Origin of the sequence: Pseudomonas sp. AK181, assembly GCF_051122975.1 — a bacterium.
Taxonomy (GTDB): Bacteria; Pseudomonadota; Gammaproteobacteria; order Pseudomonadales; family Pseudomonadaceae; genus Aquipseudomonas; species Aquipseudomonas lactis.
In genome coordinates this window covers 1,746,536-1,762,471 of sequence record NZ_CP146348.1, presented here as the reverse complement: position 1 = coordinate 1,762,471, position 15,936 = coordinate 1,746,536, and the positions used below count along the sequence as shown (strand labels likewise).

General features: G+C 59.8%; 16 protein-coding genes. 8 read left to right on the top strand and 8 right to left on the bottom strand.

The features are described from left to right. The first annotated feature begins 113 nt into the window (after window positions 1-113). On the top strand, window positions 114-1,028 hold the full coding sequence (gene punR, locus V8689_RS08250; protein ID WP_056791836.1) for a DNA-binding transcriptional activator PunR: 915 nt from the start codon (window positions 114-116) through the stop codon (window positions 1,026-1,028). Between the two features lie 151 nt (window positions 1,029-1,179). Here punR and V8689_RS08245 read toward each other — a convergent pair whose 3' ends face one another. After that, window positions 1,180-2,349, bottom strand: coding sequence for an aspartate aminotransferase family protein (locus V8689_RS08245; RefSeq protein WP_056791834.1), 1,170 nt, complete (start codon window positions 2,347-2,349; stop codon window positions 1,180-1,182). Between the two features lie 102 nt (window positions 2,350-2,451). Between V8689_RS08245 and V8689_RS08240 the strand changes: the two genes are divergently transcribed. Then, complete coding sequence (locus V8689_RS08240; RefSeq protein WP_056791833.1) at window positions 2,452-3,357, top strand: LysR family transcriptional regulator; 906 nt, start codon at window positions 2,452-2,454, stop codon at window positions 3,355-3,357. Here the strand turns inward: V8689_RS08240 and V8689_RS08235 are convergent. Further along, window positions 3,354-3,977 (bottom strand): HAD family hydrolase, encoded by a 624-nt coding sequence (locus V8689_RS08235; RefSeq protein ID WP_056791830.1) that lies wholly within the window; start codon window positions 3,975-3,977, stop codon window positions 3,354-3,356. The genes V8689_RS08240 and V8689_RS08235 overlap by 4 nt on opposite strands. A 224-nt stretch (window positions 3,978-4,201) precedes the next feature. Then, the gene (fabV, locus tag V8689_RS08230; RefSeq protein ID WP_056791899.1) at window positions 4,202-5,395 is read right to left on the bottom strand and encodes an enoyl-ACP reductase FabV; all 1,194 of its coding nucleotides are present in this window, start codon (window positions 5,393-5,395) and stop codon (window positions 4,202-4,204) included. 276 nt (window positions 5,396-5,671) lie between these two features. Between fabV and V8689_RS08225 the strand changes: the two genes are divergently transcribed. From V8689_RS08225 to V8689_RS08210, 4 genes are all read left to right on the top strand, one after another. Further along, on the top strand, window positions 5,672-6,496 hold the full coding sequence (locus V8689_RS08225; RefSeq protein ID WP_056791828.1) for an aspartyl/asparaginyl beta-hydroxylase domain-containing protein: 825 nt from the start codon (window positions 5,672-5,674) through the stop codon (window positions 6,494-6,496). Window positions 6,497-6,645: 149 nt separating this feature from the next. After that, complete coding sequence (ppnN, locus tag V8689_RS08220) at window positions 6,646-8,019, top strand: nucleotide 5'-monophosphate nucleosidase PpnN (RefSeq protein ID WP_434520699.1); 1,374 nt, start codon at window positions 6,646-6,648, stop codon at window positions 8,017-8,019. A gap of 176 nt (window positions 8,020-8,195) precedes the next feature. Continuing rightward, a complete protein-coding gene (locus V8689_RS08215; protein WP_032892812.1) occupies window positions 8,196-8,453 on the top strand; it encodes an AbrB/MazE/SpoVT family DNA-binding domain-containing protein in 258 nt (85 codons plus the stop codon). Continuing rightward, window positions 8,450-8,845 carry a PIN domain-containing protein gene (locus V8689_RS08210; RefSeq protein WP_056791826.1) on the top strand — a complete coding sequence of 132 codons (396 nt, stop codon included), beginning with the start codon at window positions 8,450-8,452 and terminating at the stop codon, window positions 8,843-8,845. The genes V8689_RS08215 and V8689_RS08210 overlap by 4 nt, the downstream gene beginning before the upstream one ends. 131 nt (window positions 8,846-8,976) lie before the next feature. Here the strand turns inward: V8689_RS08210 and V8689_RS08205 are convergent, their stop codons facing one another. After that, entirely contained in the window at window positions 8,977-9,306 is a 330-nt protein-coding gene (locus V8689_RS08205) for a YXWGXW repeat-containing protein (RefSeq protein WP_056791825.1), read from the bottom strand. A 129-nt stretch (window positions 9,307-9,435) separates the two neighbouring features. Beyond that, window positions 9,436-10,329 (bottom strand): DMT family transporter, encoded by an 894-nt coding sequence (locus V8689_RS08200; RefSeq protein WP_056791823.1) that lies wholly within the window; start codon window positions 10,327-10,329, stop codon window positions 9,436-9,438. Window positions 10,330-10,426: 97 nt separating this feature from the next. Here V8689_RS08200 and V8689_RS08195 point away from each other — a divergent pair, with 97 nt between their 5' ends. Beyond that, window positions 10,427-11,263 carry a LysR family transcriptional regulator gene (locus V8689_RS08195; RefSeq protein WP_056791821.1) on the top strand — a complete coding sequence of 279 codons (837 nt, stop codon included), beginning with the start codon at window positions 10,427-10,429 and terminating at the stop codon, window positions 11,261-11,263. A 63-nt stretch (window positions 11,264-11,326) separates the two neighbouring features. Here V8689_RS08195 and mqo read toward each other — a convergent pair whose 3' ends face one another. After that, window positions 11,327-12,973 carry a malate dehydrogenase (quinone) gene (gene mqo, locus V8689_RS08190; RefSeq protein WP_044272931.1) on the bottom strand — a complete coding sequence of 549 codons (1,647 nt, stop codon included), beginning with the start codon at window positions 12,971-12,973 and terminating at the stop codon, window positions 11,327-11,329. Window positions 12,974-13,455: 482 nt separating this feature from the next. On the opposite strand from mqo, the gene V8689_RS08185 reads away from it, so the two are divergent. Next, a complete protein-coding gene (locus V8689_RS08185; RefSeq protein ID WP_014717589.1) occupies window positions 13,456-14,643 on the top strand; it encodes an MFS transporter in 1,188 nt (395 codons plus the stop codon). Window positions 14,644-14,827: 184 nt separating this feature from the next. On the opposite strand, the gene V8689_RS08180 is transcribed toward V8689_RS08185, so the two are convergent. Both V8689_RS08180 and V8689_RS08175 read right to left on the bottom strand, forming a co-directional pair. Further along, window positions 14,828-15,049: a hypothetical protein gene (locus V8689_RS08180; protein ID WP_056791820.1), complete on the bottom strand. Its 222-nt coding sequence runs from the start codon at window positions 15,047-15,049 to the stop codon at window positions 14,828-14,830. Window positions 15,050-15,194: 145 nt separating this feature from the next. Next, the gene (locus tag V8689_RS08175; RefSeq protein ID WP_056791818.1) at window positions 15,195-15,560 is read right to left on the bottom strand and encodes a DUF6124 family protein; all 366 of its coding nucleotides are present in this window, start codon (window positions 15,558-15,560) and stop codon (window positions 15,195-15,197) included. Window positions 15,561-15,936 lie beyond the last annotated feature (376 nt).

Here is a 15,936-nt window from a genome sequence, read left to right as displayed (position 1 = left end):
GTAGAGACTGCCATCAAACTATTTGCTGACTGGCGCCCATTATGAAGCTGACAATATCTGTGTGAAGCGATAATAATTGGACACTCTCATCAATAATTTTGAAGGCAACGCGCATGTGGTCAGAATATTCCCTGGATGTGGTCGACGCCGTCGCCCGTCACGGCAGCTTCAGCGCCGCCGCCCAGGAACTGCACCGCGTACCGTCGGCCATCAGCTACACGGTGCGCCAACTCGAAGAATGGCTGGCCGTGCCGTTGTTTGTACGCCGGCATCGCGACGTGGAACTGACCCCCGCCGGCCGTTTGTTCATCGACGAGGCCCGCGGCGTGATGAAAAAAATGCTCGGCACCCGGCGCCTGTGCCAACAGGTGGCCAATGGCTGGAGCGGCCAGTTGAAGGTGGCCGTGGACTCCATCGTCAAACCTCAGCGCTGCCGGCAGTTGGTGCTCGACTTTTATCGGCAGTTTCCCGAAGTGGAATTGCTGCTCGAATACGAGGTGTACAACGGCGTCTGGGATGCACTGGCGGATGAACGCACCGACATCGTGATCGGCGCCACCAGCGCGGTGCCGGTGGCCAGCCACTTCAGCTTTCGCGACATGGGCCTGTTGAACTGGCTGTGCGTAGTCAGCGCCCGGCACCCGCTGGCGGCGGTGCAAGGTTTGCTCAGTGATGACCAACTGCGCCCCTTTGCCTCGCTGTGCATGACCGACACCTCCCGCAACCTGCCCAAGCGCGACACCTGGACCCTGGATAATCAGCGCCGCCTGGTGGTGCCCAACTGGGCGTCGGCCCTGGATTGCCTGCGCGATGGCTTGTGTGTGGGGATGGCACCGGCCCATCAAGTGTTGCCATGGATCGAGCGCGGGGAGTTAGTAGCGCTGCAGTTGAGCCGGCCATTTCCGGCCAGCCCGTCGTGTGTGGCGTGGGCGCAGAACAAGCTGTCGCCAGCCATGGCGTGGTTGTTGGAGTACTTGGGCGATACGCAGACCATGAACCAGGAATGGCTGAATGGCCCCTCCCCCTGATCGTTCCCACGCTGCTGATCGTTCCCACGCTCTGCGTGGGAATGCTGGCCCTGGACGCTCCGCGTCCGCTCTTAAGGCGTGACGCAGAGCGTCACGGGAGGCGTTACCACGCAGAGCGTGGGAACGAGCATCGCCCCCTTCCACACTTTTTTCAATCCAGGAGGCGGGTGATAGCCCTTACGATCATCTCCACTTCCTTGCGCTCCAGCGTCAACGGCGGCAACAGGCGAATGATCTTGCCCCGCGTGACGTTGATCAACAGCCCATGCTCCTGCGCCGCCCGTTGGGCCAGGTCGCGGTAAGGGCTGGCCAGTTCAATCCCGATCATCAGGCCCTTGCCACGAATCGCCCGCACCTGCGGGTGATCCTCCAACTCCATGCGCAAGCGCGCCAGCAAGTGTTCGCCCTGGCGTGCGGCATTTTCGAGCAAGCCTTGCTCCTGGATAATCTCCAGCACCGTACACCCGACGCGACACGCCAGCGGGTTGCCGCCAAAGGTACTGCCATGGCTGCCGGGGGTGAACAGCTGCGCGACGGCGGCGCGGGCCAGGCAGGCGCCGATGGGCACGCCATTGCCGAGGCCTTTGGCCAGGGTCATCACGTCCGGCACGATGCCTTCGTGCTGGAAGGCAAACCAGGTGCCGGTGCGCCCGATGCCGGTCTGGATTTCGTCGAGCATCATCAGCCAGCCGTGGCGCGTGCAGTGCTCGCGCAGGGCTTTCAGATACCCCGACGGCGCCACCAACACGCCACTTTCGCCTTGGATCGGTTCAAGCAACACCGCCGCAATGCGCGTGCCGAACTGTGCGGTGAGCGCCTCCAGAGCCGCCATGTCGCCAAAGCCAACCTTGATGAAATCGCCGGGCAGGCGCTGGAACCCCAGGCGCACCGACGGCCCGTCGCTGGCGGCCATGGTGCCCAGTGTGCGGCCGTGAAAGGCGTTCTCCATCACCACCACCAACGGCTGTTCGATGCCTTTTTTCCAGCCGTGCAAGCGCGCCAGTTTCAGCGCCGTCTCGTTGGCTTCAGCGCCGGAATTGTTGAAGAACGCCCGGTCCAGCCCGGACAGTTGGGCCAGGCGCCGGGCCAATTGTTGTTGCCAGTCGATGCTGTAGAGGTTGGAGGTGTGCAGCAGCAAGCCGGCCTGTTCGCTGATGGCGGCCACTAACCTGGGGTGGGAATGGCCGACATTGGTCACCGCCACGCCGGCCACGGCGTCCAGGTATTCGCGGCCCTGTTGGTCCCATAGGCGCGTGCCCAGGCCGCGGGTGAAGCTTAAGTCCAGGGGTTGATAAGTGCTCATCAGGCAGGCGGCGGTCATGGTGGCGGCTCCAGTGCATCGTTGGGGTGGATCCAGTATGGTTAACCACCCTCGCTGGATAAACGCAGAATTGCTGCAATAACTTTAAATCAGGGCTTGATAATGGATCTATTCCAGGCAATGTCGGTGTACGTGAAAGTCGTCGAAACCGGCAGCATGACCGCCGCCGCGCAGGAATGCGGGATCTCGACCACCATGGTGGGCAACCATCTGCGAGCACTGGAGCAACGGCTTGGCGTCAGCCTGCTCAAACGCACCACGCGCAAACAGAACCTCACCGAATTTGGTGGCCAGTATTATCAGCGCTGCCTGGAAGTGCTGGGGCTGGTGGCCGACTCGGAGCTGCTGGCCGAGCAGGTCCACAGCGAAACCCCCAAAGGCAGCCTGCGCATCACCGCGCCGCCTGTGTTCGGCACTGAACGCCTGGTGCCGGCCTTGAGTGAGTTCGCCCAGCGCTACCCCCTTATCGACCTGTACGTGGTGATGAGCAATGAACGCATGGACCTGGTCGACAGCGGTTTTGACGTGGCGATCCGTCTCGGCGAACTGGAAAGCTCCAGCCTGATCGCCCGGCCCCTGCAGGCCTACACCCTCAGCCTTTGCGCCTCCCCTGCCTACCTGGCGCGGCGCGGCACACCGCAAACCCCGGACGACCTGCAGCAGCATGACTGCCTGGCATTCGCCTACCCCGCCAACGACAACTGGCGCGACACCGATAAACTCTGGCGCATGAGTGACGATGAGGGTGAAGTGCAGGTGCCGGTGTCTGGCTCATTGACCATCAACAGCTCCCAAGGCCTGCGCCAGGCCGCCATCAACGGCATGGGCATCAGCATGCTGGCCGATGCCCTGGTGCAACCGGACCTGGAGAGCGGCAAGCTGGTGGCCTTGCTGACCTCCTATAAACTGCCCAGCCGCCCGATGCACCTGATGTACCGCCAGGACCGCTACCGCCTGCCCAAGCTGCGGGCGTTCGTCGACTTTGTGATGGAGAAATGGGCGCGCTAGAACGCTACGCCCAGCTCACGCAAACGCGCGGCGGTGCGCTCGGCCGATACGTGGTGAATGCCCTGCCAACCCAATGCGATGGCGGCGTCGATGTTGCCGGCGACGTCGTCGATGAACACCACTTCACTGGCCTGGATGTCTGGCAAGTGTTCACGCACCTGACTGAGGCTGGCGTGGTAGATCGCCGGGTCAGGCTTGATCAACTTCACCTTGCCGGACACCAGAATATTGCGAAAACGCGTCAGGAACGGGTAGTTGGCCTGGGCGTAAGGGAAGGTTTCAGCTGACCAGTTGGTAAGCCCGAACAGCGGCATCTCAACTTGGTGCAACGCTTCGAGAATCGCCACGCCCTCAGGTAATGCAGCACGCAGCATTTCGGGCCAGCGCTCGTAATAAGCCTGGATCAGGGTCTTGTGTTCGGGGTATTGGGCAACCAGGGTGCGGGTGGCTTCAGCCAGGGAGCGACCGGCATCTTGCTCGGTGTTCCAGTCCTGGGTGCAGATGGTGTCGAGGAACCACTGACGCTCGACGTCGTCGGCAATCAGCTTGCGGTACAGGTGCTGCGGGCTCCAGTCGAACAGGACACCGCCGAAATCAAAAACTACTGCACGAATCGTCATCAGATCCTCCGTTAGCGTGGCTTGATAGCTGCTGGAGTCTGACAGATCTACAAGAGGGAGGCGCGCGCCGGGGCGTAAGAAGTGTCTGAAAAAAACGCAGCGCAAGCCAGTGTAGGAGCGAGCTTGCTCGCGAAAGACTCAAAGGCGCCGCGTTCATTCAGCAAGCACGCGGTATCGTTGACGTTTTTCGCGAGCAAGCTCGCTCCTACAAGAAGGCGATGGTTTTAAGCCTGGATCAGGCCGTTGATTTTGACGGTCGGGTTCACATCCGCGTCGTAATCCACGCCGTCGACTTCAAAGCCGAACAAGCGCAGGAACTCAGCCTTGTAACCGGCAAAATCGCTGATCTCGTTGACGTTGTCGTCGGTCACCTGGTTCCACAGTGCGGCCACGGCGTCCTGGACCTTCGGTTCCAGCTCGGCCAGGTCGGCACGCAGGCGGCCATCGGCGTCGAGCTTCGGCTGGCTGCCGTACAGGCTGTCCTTGAACAGGCCATAGACCTGCTCGATGCAGCCTTCGTGGGTGCCCTGCTCTTTCATCACCTTGAACAGCAGCGACAGGTACAGCGGCATGATCGGGATCGCCGAGCTGGCCTGGGTGACCACGGCCTTGAGTACCGATACGCGGGCGTCGCCCTTGAGCGCAGCGAGGTTTTCGCGCAGGGTCAAAACTTTCTTGTCCAGGTCTTTCTTGGCTTCGCCGATGGAGCCGTTCCAGTAGATGTCCTGGGTCAGCTTCTCACCCAAGTAGGTGAACGCGGTGGTCTTGGCGCCTTCGGCCAATACATCGGCGTCACGCAGGGCGTCGATCCACAGCTGCCAGTCTTCGCCGCCCATGACCTTCACGGTACCGTCGATTTCTTCCTGGGTTGCAGGCTCAAGCGTGGTGTCGACCACCACGCCCTTGTCGGTGTTGATCCCGCGCAGGGTCACGGCCTTGCCGATTGGCTTGAGGGTGGAGGTGTGCACCACGCCTTGCGGGTCGGTACGGCGTGGCGCGGCCAGGCTGTAGACCACCAGGTCGATCTTGCCCAGGTCTTTCTTGATGGTCTCGATGGTCAGGCGCTTGATCTCGTCGGAGAACGCGTCGCCGTTGATGCTCTTGGCGTACAGGCCTTTTTCCACGGCAAACTTCTCGAACGCCGCGCTGTTGTACCAGCCGGCGGAGCTCAGCTTGCCTTCTTCGCCTTCTTTCTCAAAAAACACGCCCAGGGTGTCGGCGCCGCAGCCAAACGCAGCACTGATGCGCGCGGCCAGGCCGTAGCCGGTGGAGGCACCGAGGACCAATACCTTTTTAGGGCCGCCTTCGATGACGCCGTTTTTGGTTACGTAGTCGATCTGCTCTTTGACGTTCGCTTCACAGCCAACAGGGTGAGCGGTCACACAGATAAAGCCACGAACCCGCGGTTTGATGATCATAAAAATTTCTGCCTCTTCCAAGGTGCCGAAGGCCAATAGTGGCCATTCAACTTCAATCGTACCGGTCTATGACGCCTGAAAAACCGAAGCGTCACGATAGTCGCAAATCTTCTGTTCTCAAAATTCAATCCACAAAACGTCAGAGCCTGCACGGCGACGGTTACAAATTGTGCAGCGGCTTCACAATTTCACCCTATTAAAAAACGCCTGCGAGCCTCATAAACCCCTATGATGACGATATTGTTTCAATATATTTCGGCTTTGGAGCCTCGTTTCATGAGCAAAAATGCTGTCGGCAAAAAGCTGGTGTCCCTGGCGTGGGTGCTCGGCGTTCTGCTGTTGATCTATTGTTTTCCGCGCAGTTGCCTGGTGTTTCTGCTGTTGGTGGTGTGCTGCGGCGTTTATGACTTCCTGCGTAACGGCCTGTACGACCGCGACACCATCAAGAAGTATTTCATCGGCAACGGCCGTAATACCTGGGTGCTGGCACCGTTCAACACCCTGCTCGACCTGCTCAGCAGCCGCAACCGGCATGTCTACACCCTGAACGACCTGCCACCGGCCTGGCGCGAAGACCTGCAACAGGTGATCGACGACGCCATGGCCCGCAAGGATGAAATCATCAGCTACCTGGACGAGCGCATGGCCGAGAAGAAACGCGGCATGTTGTTTTTCCAGTGGTACGGTCGCCCGATCGAAACCACATTGGATATCCCGCAACTGCGCAAGAAACTGCCGTTCGTAAAAACCATCGGCGTCTCGGTGTTCAACGAGAACCGCTCGACGTCGTTCCACTTCGGCCCCCTGCGCATGATGTTCCGTGTGCTCTACAACATGGCCCCGGCCCCGCACCATGAGGGCGTGTATATCCAGGTGGGCAAGCACAAGCACTACTGGCACGACGACCCGCTGTTTATCTTCGATGACACGCTGATGCACGCGTCCTTCAACAAAAACGACGCCAAACGCTACTGCCTGTTCATTGATATTGTGCGCCCGACCCTGCTGCCCTCGGTGCTCAACGCCGTGATCGCAGGGTTTGCCGGCCTGGTCTTTACCCTGCGTCGGGTTTTCTACAAAAACTGGAAGCTGATTCAGTAAGTTCTACGGCATGATGGTGTTGGACGGCATTTGCGCTGGGCCTTGCGCCTGAGGTAAATAAACGTCTCGTGCGACCTTAATTGGCGCTCACCTTTCTCAAGCCATCGCCCCCCAAGCGGGCGCGGTGGCTGTGCTTTCAAGGAATCAGAATGCCCCAACGTCAAGTCATCAATGCCTCCGTCAGCCCCAAGGGCAGCCTCGAAACCCTGTCCCAACGTGAAGTGCAGCAACTGAGCGAAGCCGGTACCGGCAGCATCTACACCCTGTTCCGCCAATGCGCCCTGGCGATTCTCAACACCGGCGCGCATATCGACAACGCCAAGACCATCCTCGACGCCTACAAAGACTTTGAAGTGCGTATTCACCAGCAGGACCGTGGCGTACGCCTGGAACTGCTCAACGCCCCGGCCGATGCCTTCGTCGATGGCGAAATGATCGCCAGTACCCGCGAGATGCTGTTCAGCGCCCTGCGCGATATCGTCTACACCGAGAACGAGCTGGACAGCCAGCGTATCGACCTGAGCAACTCCCAGGGCATCACCGACTACGTGTTCCACCTGCTGCGCAACGCCCGTACGCTGCGCCCGGGTGTCGAGCCAAAGATCGTGGTGTGCTGGGGCGGCCATTCGATCAACACCGAAGAATACAAATACACCACGAAAGTCGGGCACGAACTGGGCCTGCGCAGCCTCGACGTGTGCACCGGTTGCGGCCCCGGCGTGATGAAAGGCCCGATGAAAGGCGCGACCATTTCCCACGCCAAGCAACGCATCACCAATGGCCGTTACCTGGGCTTGACCGAGCCGGGCATCATCGCCGCCGAAGCGCCGAACCCCATCGTCAACGAGCTGGTGATTTTGCCGGACATCGAAAAACGCCTGGAAGCCTTCGTGCGTGTCGGCCACGGCATCATCATCTTCCCCGGCGGCGCCGGCACGGCCGAGGAGTTCCTGTACCTGCTGGGCATCCTCATGCACCCGGACAACCGCGACCTGCCGTTCCCGGTGGTACTCACCGGGCCCAAACATGCCGCGCCTTACCTGGAACAATTGCACGCGTTCGTCGGCGCCACCCTGGGCGAAGCGGCGCAGAAGCATTACCAGATCATCATCGACGACCCGGCTGAAGTGGCCCGCCAGATGACCACTGGCCTCAAGGCGGTGAAGCAATTCCGCCGCGAGCGTAACGACGCGTTCCACTTCAACTGGCTGCTGAAGATCGACGAAGGCTTCCAGCGCCCGTTCGACCCCACCCACGAAAACATGGCCAGCCTGCAACTCAACCACGCGCTGCCGGCCCATGAACTGGCGGCCAACCTGCGCCGGGCGTTCTCCGGGATTGTGGCGGGTAACGTCAAGGACAAGGGCATTCGCCTGATCGAAGAAAACGGCCCGTATGAGATTCACGGTGACCCGGCCATCATGAAACCGCTGGATGAGCTGCTGAAGGCATTCGTGGCCCAGCACCGCATGAAGTTGCCAGGCGGCGCGGCCTATGTACCGTGCTACCGCGTGGTGCAATGAGCTAGCGGTGGTCGGTCATAGTTTGTATCTGTTTGGGGCATGGCTCGGCGTGTGAGGTGCGAGTGTTCGGACTAGGGTTTTACTAGTCCTTCCAACTCATCCACCTCAGCGAGCGATCTATGGACCAACGGATATTGTCCTCCGTCATTCCTTACCCTAAGGTAAGGAATATCACGATGGAGATCTTCACTATGGCCACCGCTACACTCACTTCAAAAGGGCAAATCACCATCCCTGTCCAGGTCAGAACGGCCCTGGGCCTGGAAACAGGCGACCGGGTGGAATTCGTTGAAATGGAAGACGGCAAGTTTTCCATGATTGCCGCGAGCAAAACCGTCAAGGATCTCAAGGGTTTGATCCGCAAGCCCGCCCATGCCGTGTCTATCGAAGACATGAACCGCGCCATCGCGGCCCAGGGAGCAACAGCTGGATGATCGGCCTGGATACCAACGTACTGGTGCGTTATGTGACCCAGGACGACCCGGTTCAATCCGCTAAAGCATCCCAACTGATCGAATCGCTCACCGCCGCCTCGCCAGGCTTTGTCAGCCTGGTGACGCTTACGGAGTTGGTGTGGGTGTTGCAGTCCTGCTACCAGTCGGCCAAAGGCGACGTGGTAATGGTGCTGGAAACCTTGTTGCACACACGGGAGCTGACCGTCGAGCACGCCGATATCATCTGGCAGGCACTGCGCAAGTTCACCGCAGGCAAAGCCGACTTTGCCGACTGCCTGGTTGAACGCTGTGGCCATGCGGCGGGCTGCGAGTACACCGCCACCTTTGATCTGAACGCGGCCAAGGCAGCGGGGATGAAACGGCTCAGCTAGCCCGCTTTGTTTGTGTAGGAGCGAGCTTGCTCGCGAAAAACGTCAACGATTACGCGAGCAGTCAGGTTGCACGCGGTGCCTGTGAGTTTTTCGCGAGCAAGCTCGCTCCTACAATGGGAGATAGCGTTGGGTCAGCGTATCCAGCCACCGACCTGCCAGTGGTAGCCATCGTTACGCTGCACCCAGTGCGGGTGTACATAACGATAGCCCTGGCGCACCGGCTCCCAATGGCCGTGCACCGCCACGTAGCGCCCGCCCTCCCAACGCCAGTAACCGCGTGACCAGATATAACCCTCGCGTACCGCCGGTTCGACTTCGATCACCTGCACCGGTGGCGGCTGGGGTGCCACCATATCAACATACTCGTGTTGCACCGGCCTGCGCTCATGCACCACACGCTCTTGTACACACCCGGACGCTGCCACCACCACGGCGGCCAATGCTGCATAACGTAGCAACATACAAAACCCTCGGGCGCGAACGCCCAACACCTGCACTGGTAAAAATCCCCCTTGTTACAGCCGCGCTCCTGCTTGGCCCTGGGTACTTTTTAACAGGCGGTGTCTGTCAGATTGCTGAACCTGCAAGCCTCAGGAAGTACAGGCGACAGTCGGTTGCTTCAGGCGCACCAGTACCAGCCCCGCCACGACGACGGCAACGCCCGCGTAAGTGGATGCATGGATCACATCGCCAAACATCAACGCCGCCCACACCAGAGTCACCGGCGGCTCCAGGTACACCAGCGCTGCTACATGCGTTGCAGTCATCACCCGCAGCAGCATCCACAAGCTCAAGTAGGCGAGGAAAGTGGAGAACACGGTCAGCCACACAATCGAGATCAGTACGTTGGTGTCATGGGGAATGCTCAGGGTGTCGGTGTAGATCACGGCCGCGGTAAAACCTATCAAGGTCAACAGCGACTGGATAAACAGCGGCAACACCAACCCGCTGTCCTGGGCCTGCACCGAGCGACGCTCGTACAAGGTCGCCAGCGTTAACCCAAGTGCCGACACCAGAGGCAGCAGATACATGACCAGCCCGACACCCTGCCCTCCACCGCCATACTGCCCGGCAATTACAATCGACACACCGACAAAGCCGATCATCAAGCCCACCCACTGCCAGCCGCCACTGCGCTCGAATGCCATGCCCGTCGACAATGCCGCCGTCATCAACGGCTGCAACGCCGCAATGATCGCCGCGATGCCGGGCGGCAGACCGTTCTGGATAGCCACATAGACGCAGCTCAAATAGAGAAATTGCGACAGGAAACCAACGACCGCGTGATGGCGGATCTGCTGCCAGGAAACCCTCAGCAACCGCCTGTTCAAAAACAGCGCCAGACATAGCGAAACCAACAGAAAACGCCAGAAAAGCAGGTTGAACGCATCTCCACCCTGAGTCCCCAACTTGGCGCCGATAAAGCCTGAACTCCAAGACAGCACAAACAGCGCCTGCAACAGCCCCAAGGTAGATCGCTTCATATAGCCTCCCGTCGCTGTGATCGACTTAAAGGCTAAGGGCCGCGCATGCTTCTGTATATTTGAATAACCGGAACAACCAATCCGAACAAATGGAATCATGGCTAAACAACTGAACATCGAACTGTTGCGCACCTTCCATGCGGTGGCACGCTTTCGGCGCTTCAACGAGGCGGCCGAGCATGTGCACCGCAGCGCCTCCACCGTGACCACGCAGATCCAGAAGCTGGAGGAGCAGATCGGCCAGCGTCTGTTCAGCCGCAGCAACCAGGGCGTGGAGTTGACCCTCTATGGCCAGAAACTGCTGGGGGAAACCACCGAGTTTCTGAAAAGCCATGACCGTTTGCTGATCTCACTGATGCCCCAACGCATGCAAGGCAAGATCCGCCTGGGCGTGCCAGATACCTATGCGCCCGCCTTCATACAGGAGTTTGTGCCGCGACTGATCGCTGACAACCCCCTGCTGGAGCTGGAAATCGAAGCGCGCACCAGCGGGGAATTGCTGGGTTTATTCATCGCCAACCAGCTGGACCTGACGCTCACCGTCAGCCCACTCCCCCTGGCCCAAGGTGAACGCCTGGGGCCCGTGCAACCGCTGTGGGTGGCGGCCGAGGGTTTCAGCTCGCCGCCGAATGTGCCATTGCCCGTTACCGTGCCCATCGCGGGTTGCCCTTATCGAGCGGCAGCGTTACAGGCGCTGAAAGATCACGGGGTTTACCATCGCGTACTGCTGGAAAGCCCCAACTCATGGGCGGTAGAGGCATGCGTGCGCAGCGGCGTGGCCGTGGGCCTGATGGAGGAAAGCCGCATGGGCGAAGGGCTGAGGCAAATGACGGAGCTACCGGCCCTCCCCGCGCAGCATCTGTACCTGCTGTGCGATACCGCTAATGCACTGGCACTGCACTTGTACGAGCAAGTCAGGTATTTCAGAGTCTGAACACCGCCCACAAAAAAGCCCGCTGACCGTCACCGGTTCAGCGGGCTTTTTCGTGGGTGTGGCTTACAGCGCCAGGTCAGAAACCGGCTTGCTTGGCTCAGCCGCAGGCTTGGCAGCCTCGGTGGCCTGTGGAGCAGCCAGCTGCGGGATCGCAGGTGGCGGGGTCAGTTGCAGGACACCGGCGGTGTAGGCCCATTCCTTGGCAACCGCTTCAGGGCTATCGTTCAGCTTGGTGCCGTAGCTTGGCACGATCTGGTGCAGTTTTTCCTGCCAGGCTGGGCTGGCTACTTTGTCCTTGAACACCTTTTGCAGCACAGTCAGCATGATCGGAGCCGCGGTGGACGCGCCTGGCGATGCACCCAACAGGCCTGCGATGGTGTTGTCGGCAGAGCTGACCACTTCGGTACCCAGCTTCAGCACGCCGCCTTGCTCTTCATCACGCTTGATGATCTGCACGCGCTGGCCGGCTTGCCACAGGCGCCAGTCGGACTGCTTGGCGTTCGGGAAGTATTCTTGCAGTGCCTTGAAGCGGTCGTCATCGGACAGCATCAGTTGGCCGGCGAGGTACTCGACCAGTGGGTATTCACGAATACCGACTTTGGTCATGGGCCAGATGTTGTGGGTGGTGGTGCTGGTCAGCAGGTCCAGGTACGAGCCTTCCTTCAGGAACTTGGTCGAGAAGGTCGCGAATGGGCCAAACAGAATCACGCGCTTGCCATCCAGCACACGGGTGTCCAGGTGCGGAACCGACATCGGTGGCGAACCTACCGAAGCCTTACCGTAGGCCTTGGCCAGGTGCTGCTCGGCGATGGTCGGGTTCTCGGTCACCAGGAACGAACCACCGACTGGGAATCCTGCGTATTCCTTGCCTTCAGGAATGCCCGACTTCTGCAGCAGGTGCAGGGCACCGCCGCCAGCGCCGATGAACACGAACTTGGCGTCGGTTTCAGTCTTGGTGCCGTCTTTGAGGTTTTTGTAGCTCACACGCCACGAACCGTCGGCGTTCTTGGTGATGTCCTGCACTTCGCTCGACAGCTTCAAGTCAAACTTCGGCGTGGTTTGCAGGTGAGCGACGAACTGGCGGGTGATTTCGCCGAAGTTTACGTCGGTGCCGATCGGGCTCCAGGTGGCCGCGATTTTCTGGTTGGGGTCACGCCCTTCCATCATCAACGGAACCCACTTGGCGATTTGCGCCGGGTCTTCGGAGTACTGCATGCCAGCGAACAGCGGGCTGGCCTTCAGGGCTTCGTAGCGTTTTTTCAGGAACTTGATGTTGTCATCGCCCCACACAAAGCTCATGTGCGGAGTGGAGTTGATGAACGAACGCGGGTTCTTCAACACACCCTGCTGAACCTGCCAGGACCAGAACTGACGGGAGATCTGGAACGCTTCGTTGATCTCGACCGCTTTAGGGATCTCAACGTTGCCGTTCTTGTCTTCCGGGGTGTAGTTCAGCTCAGCCAGGGCCGAGTGACCGGTACCGGCGTTGTTCCAGCCATTGGAGCTTTCTTCGGCCACGCCATCGAGACGCTCGACCATCTCCATGGACCAGTCCGGTTCCAGCTCATTGAGCCAGACACCCAGGGTTGCACTCATGATGCCGCCGCCGATCAGCAGCACATCGACTTTCTTTGCCTCTTCCGCGTGAACGGACGTGATCCCCATCGACAAAGCCAGCCCCAGCAGGGCAGTGTTTACTTTTTTAAACATCAGTAGCACCTATGATAAAACGCCATCCGCCCTACCGCCCCTGGTCATGAGTAACCCTCGTTCACGCTACGTCAGGCAACGTACCGCGGGGTCTGCACAGTCACATAAAGGCTGCAGGGTGGGCACACAAGGCCGATGGATCGACCTCACTGTTATGTCCCTTCTGCGCTGACTTCTTATCATTATTGGCTTCAGCTACCTGGGCGACAGCCAACCGCTGGGACGTATACGGGTGTACGCACCAGGGAAAGACTAGCCCAAGACGGCGCGCAGAATATCACGCTAAACAGCGTTTATGCGCCGTTTGGCCAATTGACAGGCCTAAATCGCGGCTTTTAATGCGCCCCTGTCAAGCCTGGCAGCCGCGACCTGCGGTCACAGGCGTGGAACTCTGCCGAAAATGGCGGTTCTAGACACCTTCGTCGCAGCTTGCGTAGCATCGGCGACTGTCCTTCGTGCACACCCTTCACACAGAGTTACCCATGACTATCCAGCAAACACCCGGGCACGTATTGCCCGCGCGCAGCGCCGCCAAAATGGAAGCGGCCATGGCCGTGGGCGCCTTCGCGATCGGCACCGGCGAATTCGCCATCATGGGCCTGATGCCCGACATCGCCCAGAACCTGGGCCTGAGCGAACCCCAAGTGGGCCACGCCATCAGCGCCTACGCCTTGGGCGTGATGGTCGGCGCCCCGCTGCTGGCCATCCTCGGCGCCAAGCTGCTGCGCAAACACATGCTGCTGTTGCTGATGGGCCTGTACGCCCTGGGCAACTTCGCCACCGCCTTCACCCCCACCTTCGGCTCGCTGGTGGCCTTCCGCTTCATTAGCGGCCTGCCCCACGGCGCCTACTTCGGCATCGCCGCCGTGGTCGCCTCCAGCATGGTGCCCACCGACAAACGCGCCGGCGCCGTGGCCCGCGTGATGATGGGCCTCACCCTGGCCATGCTGCTGGGCAACCCCATCGCCACCTTCCTCGGCCAACACCTGGGCTGGCGCTCGGCCTTCGCCCTGGTCAGCGTGATCGCCCTGCTCACCATCGCCCTGGTCTGGCAATTCGTACCCCACCGCCACGACGAACAACGCAGCGACCCACGCAAAGAACTGCGCGCCTTCACCAAACCCCAGGTATGGATGGCCCTGTCCATCGGCGCGATTGGCTTTGCCGGCATGTTCTGCGTATTCAGCTACCTGGCGCCGACCATGCTGGAAGTGACCAAAGTCTCGCCCCAATGGATCCCCTTCGGCCTCGCCGCGTTTGGCGTGGGCGGCATCATTGGCAACATCGCCGGCGGCAAACTGTTTGATCGCATGCAGTTCCGGGCAGTGGGCTTGATATTGGTGTGGTCGATGGCGGTGCTGCTGTTCTTCCCCTTCGCCGCGTCTTCGCTGTGGGGCGTGCTGCTGAGCATGGGGTTGGTGGGCACCATGGTCGCGTTGGCGGCGCCGTTGCAGATTCGCCTGATGGACATTGCCCACGAAGCACCGAGCCTCGCGGCAGCATCCAACCATGCAGCGTTCAACCTGGCGAATGCGCTGGGGCCGTGGTTTGGCGGTATGGCCATTACTGCCGGCCTCGGCTGGACCAGCACCGGCTACATCGGCGCCGCAACAGCCCTGGTCGGCCTGGGCCTCTACCTTATTGCCCGACGGATGAAAGGCGGCCACTAACGCCCTACTGGATCAAACTCTAGGAGGGCTTCTTGTAGGAGCGAGCTTGCTCGCGAAAAACCCACAGACGCCGCGTTTCTTCAGGAAGCCCGCGTTATCGTTGACATTTTTCGCGAGCAAGCTCGCTCCTACAGAAGGCGATGACACTTAACTGGCAGGCATTATTGCTTACCCCACCACCCCATCAATCATCATGCAACAGCCCCGAACCATACTCCCCATAACTACTCCCCAGCCCACTGCCACCAAAATTCACCTTGGCGGCTTTGTTGGGGCTATGGTCGCCAAATGCCTGGCACCCGCCTGAAAAGCACGGGTCGCTGTTGGTCACACTCGATGAAGATGAACAAGCACTCAACAGCAACGTGCCGGTGATCATCACGACTTTGACGAGGTTCGAGATCATGGTTTCAGTTCCCTGTGGGCTGGAGGCGCTGGGGCCTTCTCTTGCAGGGAATCGTAGACCTCAACGGCGCAGGGAATTATGAAACTTTGCTGGGTGACAGCATGAGTTCAGGTTGCCGCCTTGGGTAAGGCGGCAGGGTTGGTTGTCAGGCTTTGACTGGGGCGGTTACAGGCGCAACCTGCTCCTGGGCTCGGTCAACGAGCAGCGAGCTCAACTCGATTAACTGCTGGATGCCCAGGGCGATGGCACGCTGGGAGTCGTCGAGATCGAACGCCAAGGTGGCGGCCATTTCGTTGGCGGATGCGAGGTTCTCGGCGGCGTTGGCCAAGAGGGTTTCGGGGTCGAGAGTTGGGTTTACGAGGAATAGGTTGTTGCTTGGGCGCTCGGTGGGGGCAGCGTCGTCGGATGGGGGCAAGTGATGGTTGATTGCGCGCTGGGCTGCGGCTTGAAGCTTGGGATCGACGGGCGATGCGCTTTGATCAAGTGAAGAACTGCGTGTGTTGTTGTGCATGGGCGAAGCTCCAAATATTTTCGGGAGTTAAAAACGCCTTAGCAATACGGACTTCCACCTCCGACCGCTGAGTTTGCAGCGGCCCAACGAGATTAGCTATGGATGGTCCAGGGGGCAAGCCGAGATAGCGTGGGACATTTCCTAGAAATTTTGACCTATTCCCCAAGATCGCTCCGGCGCTTCCTGCATTGCCCCGATGATGGATTGGAACTACTAACTAAGAACCTCTTTAAAACAAGGGGTTGTAGCGCGTTCCTCATATTGACGTACCATTTTTGTACCACCTAACCTCTTCAAACAAGATTCCGTGATCGACGAGATCCGTTACACTCACAGCAGCTAAAAGGCAAAAACGGAAAATCTTTCAGCCAAAGCA

Excerpts from the sequence above, each read along its gene's own strand:
- ppnN (WP_434520699.1), top strand. The coding sequence starts at position 6,646 with ATGCCCCAACGTCAAGTCATCAATGCCTCCGTCAGCCCCAAGGGCAGC.
- V8689_RS08205 (WP_056791825.1), bottom strand. The coding sequence starts at position 9,306 with ATGTTGCTACGTTATGCAGCATTGGCCGCCGTGGTGGTGGCAGCGTCC.
- V8689_RS08210 (WP_056791826.1), top strand. The coding sequence starts at position 8,450 with ATGATCGGCCTGGATACCAACGTACTGGTGCGTTATGTGACCCAGGAC.
- V8689_RS08200 (WP_056791823.1), bottom strand. The coding sequence starts at position 10,329 with ATGAAGCGATCTACCTTGGGGCTGTTGCAGGCGCTGTTTGTGCTGTCT.
- punR (WP_056791836.1), top strand. The coding sequence starts at position 114 with ATGTGGTCAGAATATTCCCTGGATGTGGTCGACGCCGTCGCCCGTCAC.
- V8689_RS08225 (WP_056791828.1), top strand. The coding sequence starts at position 5,672 with ATGAGCAAAAATGCTGTCGGCAAAAAGCTGGTGTCCCTGGCGTGGGTG.
- V8689_RS08235 (WP_056791830.1), bottom strand. The coding sequence starts at position 3,977 with ATGACGATTCGTGCAGTAGTTTTTGATTTCGGCGGTGTCCTGTTCGAC.
- fabV (WP_056791899.1), bottom strand. The coding sequence starts at position 5,395 with ATGATCATCAAACCGCGGGTTCGTGGCTTTATCTGTGTGACCGCTCAC.
- V8689_RS08195 (WP_056791821.1), top strand. The coding sequence starts at position 10,427 with ATGGCTAAACAACTGAACATCGAACTGTTGCGCACCTTCCATGCGGTG.
- V8689_RS08185 (WP_014717589.1), top strand. The coding sequence starts at position 13,456 with ATGACTATCCAGCAAACACCCGGGCACGTATTGCCCGCGCGCAGCGCC.
- V8689_RS08175 (WP_056791818.1), bottom strand. The coding sequence starts at position 15,560 with ATGCACAACAACACACGCAGTTCTTCACTTGATCAAAGCGCATCGCCC.
- mqo (WP_044272931.1), bottom strand. The coding sequence starts at position 12,973 with ATGTTTAAAAAAGTAAACACTGCCCTGCTGGGGCTGGCTTTGTCGATG.
- V8689_RS08245 (WP_056791834.1), bottom strand. The coding sequence starts at position 2,349 with ATGACCGCCGCCTGCCTGATGAGCACTTATCAACCCCTGGACTTAAGC.
- V8689_RS08215 (WP_032892812.1), top strand. The coding sequence starts at position 8,196 with ATGGAGATCTTCACTATGGCCACCGCTACACTCACTTCAAAAGGGCAA.
- V8689_RS08240 (WP_056791833.1), top strand. The coding sequence starts at position 2,452 with ATGGATCTATTCCAGGCAATGTCGGTGTACGTGAAAGTCGTCGAAACC.
- V8689_RS08180 (WP_056791820.1), bottom strand. The coding sequence starts at position 15,049 with ATGATCTCGAACCTCGTCAAAGTCGTGATGATCACCGGCACGTTGCTG.